Origin of the sequence: Rubrimonas sp., from assembly GCF_036788415.1 — a bacterium.
In the GTDB taxonomy this organism is placed as follows: Bacteria; Pseudomonadota; Alphaproteobacteria; order Rhodobacterales; family Rhodobacteraceae; genus Rubrimonas.
This window is the reverse complement of sequence record NZ_DAIQNN010000163.1, coordinates 1-4,365: the sequence shown is the minus strand read 5'-3', so window position 1 is coordinate 4,365 and position 4,365 is coordinate 1. Positions and strand designations below refer to the sequence as shown.

The 4,365-nt window shown below is 72.0% G+C and carries 4 protein-coding genes; 3 read left to right on the top strand and 1 reads right to left on the bottom strand.

What is annotated here, in order from left to right; all coding sequences use genetic code 11:
- On the top strand, positions 1–434 hold a 434-nt coding region (locus tag V7Q31_RS17675; protein ID WP_333835169.1), incomplete at its 5' end, for a branched-chain amino acid ABC transporter permease.
- Between the two features lie 101 nt (positions 435–535).
- Positions 536–1,732, top strand: coding sequence for an ABC transporter substrate-binding protein (locus V7Q31_RS17670; protein ID WP_333835168.1), 1,197 nt, complete (start codon positions 536–538; stop codon positions 1,730–1,732).
- Here the strand turns inward: V7Q31_RS17670 and V7Q31_RS17665 are convergent.
- On the bottom strand, positions 1,716–2,675 hold the full coding sequence (locus V7Q31_RS17665) for an MBL fold metallo-hydrolase (RefSeq protein WP_333835167.1): 960 nt from the start codon (positions 2,673–2,675) through the stop codon (positions 1,716–1,718). The two genes, V7Q31_RS17670 and V7Q31_RS17665, sit on opposite strands and share 17 nt — an antisense overlap.
- A gap of 85 nt (positions 2,676–2,760) precedes the next feature.
- On the opposite strand from V7Q31_RS17665, the gene V7Q31_RS17660 reads away from it, so the two are divergent.
- The gene (locus tag V7Q31_RS17660) at positions 2,761–4,089 is read left to right on the top strand and encodes an ATP-binding protein (RefSeq protein WP_333835166.1); all 1,329 of its coding nucleotides are present in this window, start codon (positions 2,761–2,763) and stop codon (positions 4,087–4,089) included.
- The last annotated feature ends 276 nt before the right edge of the window (positions 4,090–4,365 follow it).

Sequence of the window (4,365 nt, the reverse complement as noted above, 5' to 3'; positions counted from 1 at the left end):
TGCGCGCGCCGTGGGGCCGGATGATGCGCGCGATCCGCGACAACGAGACCGCCGCCCGCGCCATGGGCAAGGACATCGAGAAGCGCCGGCTCGAAGCCTTCATGTTCGGCGCGGCGCTGATGGGACTGGGCGGCGCGCTCTTCGCCCATTTCAACCGCGCCATCACGCCCGAGGCCATCGACCCGATGGTGGCCACATTCCTGATCTGGATGATGCTGATCATCGGCGGCTCGGGCAACAACCGCGGCGCGCTGCTCGGCGTGGCGCTCGTCTGGTCGATCTGGTCGATGTCCGAGATCCTCACCGACCGGCTGCCCACCGAATACGCCATCCAGGCCAAGTATTTCCGCATCTTCCTCATCGGGCTCGCGCTGCAGCTCGTGCTGCGCTTCCGCCCCGAGGGGCTGCTTCCGGAGCGTCCGCGCAAGGACTGAAACGACCGTGAAGCCGAAATCCGCTGGCGCGCGGCGCCCGGTTTCGGCATCACTCCGCCATCAGGCCGGAGCCAGTCCGGCGCAAACAGGGGAGAGACTTCATGACCCGACTGCATCCCGCCATCCTCGCCGCGATCGTCGCGGCGGCGGCGCCCGCCGCGCAGGCGCAGAGCGTGAAGTTCGGCCTGCTCGGCGGCATCTCGGGCCCGATCGCCGCCATGGCGCCGCCCATCGTGGACAGCTCGCGCCTCGCCTTCGATCAGGTGAACGCGCAGGGCGGTCTGCTCGACGGGCGGATGATCGAAGCGGTGGTCGGCGATTCGGGCTGCAACCCGCAATCGGGCGGCGACGCGGCGGCGAAGCTTGTGAACATCGAGGGCGTGGCGGGCATCGTCGGCGCGCACTGCTCGGGCGCGACCCTCGCCGCGGCCAACACCGCGACCATCCCCGCCGGCGTCGTAATGATCTCGCCCGCCTCCACCTCGCCCGCCGTCACCGGCCTCGAGGACAACGACACGGTGTTCCGCACTGTGCCCTCCGACAACTATCAGGGCGCGGCGCTGGCGCGCACGCTGCTCGCGCAGGGCTACGGCCCGATCGCCGTCACCTATCTCAACAACGATTACGGCAAGGGCCTCGCCGAGGCGTTCCGCGCCGAATACGAGGCGAAAGGCGGGACTGTGACGCTGTTCGCCGCGCATGAGGAGGGCAAGGCCTCCTACCGCGCCGAACTCGCCGAACTCGCCCGCTCCGGCGCCGGGGCGCTCGCGATCTTCGACTATGGCGACGGGTCGGGGCTCACCATCCTGCGCGAGGCCCTGGAAAACGGCTTCTTCGAGCGCATCGTCGGCGGCGACGGCATGAAGTCCGAGAACGTCATCGGCGAGCTCGGCGCGGAGAACCTCGCAGGCTTCGTCGCCTCCTCGCCGACGGGCGAGGGCGGCGAGTCGCTCGCCCGCTTCAACGCGGCGCAGACGGAGGCTGGCGGCAACCCGGACGCGATCTTCGTGACCACGGGCTACGACGCGGGCTTCCTGCTGGCGCTCGCCTACGAGCATGCCGGCGGCGACAAGGCGAAGATGTCGGCCAGCCTGCGCGCCGTCGCCAGCGCCCCGGGCGAGCCGATCCTGCCGGGCGAGTGGGAGAAGGCCAAGGCGCTGATCGCCGCCGGTCAGGAGATCGACTACAAGGGCGCCGCCGGCGACCATGAGTTCGACATGAACGGCGACGTGCCGGGCGCCTTCGCCCTGTTCAAGGTCGGCGCCGACGCCTTCGAAGTCCTCACCCCGATGAAGTGAGCGGGGTCGAACCCCCGACCAGCGCATAGGCGCTGCGCGGTCCGGGCGGCCCGTCCGCCCCGACCAGACCCTCGTCCATCAGCCCCAGCAGATGCGCCAGCACGTTGCGCTCGGCCGCCGGCCAAAGCGCGCGGTCGATGTCGGCGTAGATCGCCTCGGTCAGCGCGCGCGGCGTCGCAGACCCCGAGGCGAGCGCGGCGAGAATCTGGCCCCGCCGCTCCGCGCGGTGGGCGATCTGCCAGTCGATCATCCGATGCGGGTCGCGCAGCGCGGGGCCGTGGCCGGGCAGATACAGCGTCTCCGCGCGCGCCCGCAGCCGCGCCAGCGAGGCAAGGAAATCGGTGATGTCGCCGTCTGGCGGCGAGACCAGCGTGGTGGACCACGCCATGACCAGATCGCCGCTGAACAGCGTCCCGGTCCCTTCCAGCGCGAAGCACAGATGGTCGCCGCGATGGCCCGGCATGTGCAGCGCGCGCAGCCGCCATTCCGGGCTCTCCACGATCTCGCCGTCCGCCAGAACCGCGTCCGGCGCGTAAACGGGGTCCGCCCCTTCGCCGCCGCCCAGCGTCGCCCCCGACGCGGCCAGCGCCCGCATCCGCGCCGACATGCCGGCGGCGCCCGCTCCGAAGCCCAGCACCGGGGCGCCGGTGGCGGCTTTCAGCGCAGCGGCGCCCGCGCTGTGGTCGCGATGGCCGTGGGTGACGAGGATGGCGGCGACCTCAGCATCCGGCCCGACGGCCTCAAGCAGGGCGGCGCTGTGGGCCGCGTCTTCGGGCCCGGGGTCGATCAGCGCGACGCGCCGCCGACCGACCAGATAGCTCGCGGTGCCAGTGAAGGTCATCGGCGAGGGGTTGGGCGCGATGACCCGCCGCACGCCCGGCGCGACCTCCTGCGCGGCCCCCAAGGGCGCGCTCGCATCGCGGTCGAAAGGGGCGTCTTTCATGGGGCGCGGCTCCGAAGCGGGGCTGCGGCGCGCTTGCGGCGGCCCCGGGGCGTCCATACTCTGCGCAACCATCGCGAGGCGCGCCATGATCTTCAAGGAATACCTCCCCCGCAGCCTGTTCGGTCGGTCGCTGCTGATCCTCGTGGGACCGCTGGTGCTGTTGCAACTCGTCGTCGCGGCGGTGTTCGTCGAACGCCACATCGAGGCCGTGACGCGCCAGATCGCCGGCTCCACGGCCCGCGAACTGAACTACGCCATCGACGCCGTCGAGCAGGCCGCGAACGCGGCGGATGGCCAGCGCCGGCTCGACGCCCTGGCCGGACCGCTGGGGATGACGCTCACGCTCTCCGAAGGCGACAGCGTGCCCAGCGAGACGCTGCGGCGCTTCTACGACATCGCCGGCGGCGCGGTCGAGCAGACGCTGAAATCCGACCTGCGTCGCCCGCTGGCGCTGGAGGGCGACTTGTCCGACCGGGAGCTGACGGCGCGGATACTCACCGACAAGGGCGTGCTGACGGCGCGGATCGACCGGCGGCGGCTGTCCGTGTCCAACGCCCACCAGCTCTTCGTGATCACGCTGGCGGCCGCCATGGCGCTGCTCGTCGTGGCGGTGATCTTCCTGCGCAACCAGATCCGTCCGATCCGCGCGCTGGCGGCTGCGGCGGACGCCTTCGGCAAGGGACGCGCAGTGCCGTTTCAACCCGCCGGGGCCGAGGAAGTGCGCCGCGCCGGCGCGGCCTTTCTCAGCATGCGCGCCAGCATCGAACGCCAGATCGAGAGCCGCACCCGAATGCTCTCCGGCGTGAGCCACGATCTGCGCACGCCGCTGACGCGGATGAAGCTGGCGCTGGCGATGCTGGAGGCCGACGGGGCCGACACGCAGGACATGGAGGCCGACATTCGCGCGATGGAGCGCATGATCGACGAATTCCTCGCTTTCGCGCGTCAGGAGGCGGGGGAGGAGCCTGAGGCCGTCGATCCGCGATCGGTCGCCGAACAGGCCGTGGCTGCGGCCCGTCGCAGCGGCGGCGCCCCGGAGCTGCGCGACGAGCGGGCGGGCGCTGCGACGGACCTCGTCACGATGCGCGCCGGCGCTGTCGCCCGCGCGCTGGGCAATCTGCTCGACAACGCGCTGTCATTCGGAACGGCGGTCTCGCTGACGTTGCGCGCGTCGTCGCGCCATCTCGAATTCGAGGTCGAGGATGACGGGCCGGGCATTCCCGCGGCTCGCCGAGAGGAGGCCCTCAAGCCGTTCGCGAGGCTCGACGTCTCGCGAAATCAGGACCGCGGGGCGGGCGTCGGCCTCGGTCTGTCGATCGCCGCCGAAGTCGCGCGCGCGCATGGCGGCGCGCTGATCCTCGGCGAAAGCGCGCGTCTGGGCGGGTTGTCGGCGCGGCTCCGGCTGCCGCGCTGAAGGGCGGCCGTCGGGGCGGGGAGCGTTCCGCTCGCTGTCAGACAAGCGCGTTCGGCGGCGACGTCTCGCCGAGGATCGCCGTCCGGGCTCCCTCGATCCGCTCCACGATCCAGGCGTCGAGGTCGGGCGTGCGGCCCGCGACGCATGGGGCCCTCGTTCCCGCTGGGCGCGCCGGCGGGATCGATCACGTCCTCGCGCTCTGGCGGAAGGCGGCGCCGCGGCCCGGTGGGGCGCCGCCTTGCCTGCGCCGCCCCCCCTCGTTAAACCCGCATCGGC

Bases quoted from the DNA above. Each gene is read 5' to 3' on its own strand.
- V7Q31_RS17660 (WP_333835166.1), top strand. From the start codon at position 2,761: ATGATCTTCAAGGAATACCTCCCCCGCAGCCTGTTCGGTCGGTCGCTG.
- V7Q31_RS17670 (WP_333835168.1), top strand. From the start codon at position 536: ATGACCCGACTGCATCCCGCCATCCTCGCCGCGATCGTCGCGGCGGCG.
- V7Q31_RS17665 (WP_333835167.1), bottom strand. From the start codon at position 2,675: ATGAAAGACGCCCCTTTCGACCGCGATGCGAGCGCGCCCTTGGGGGCC.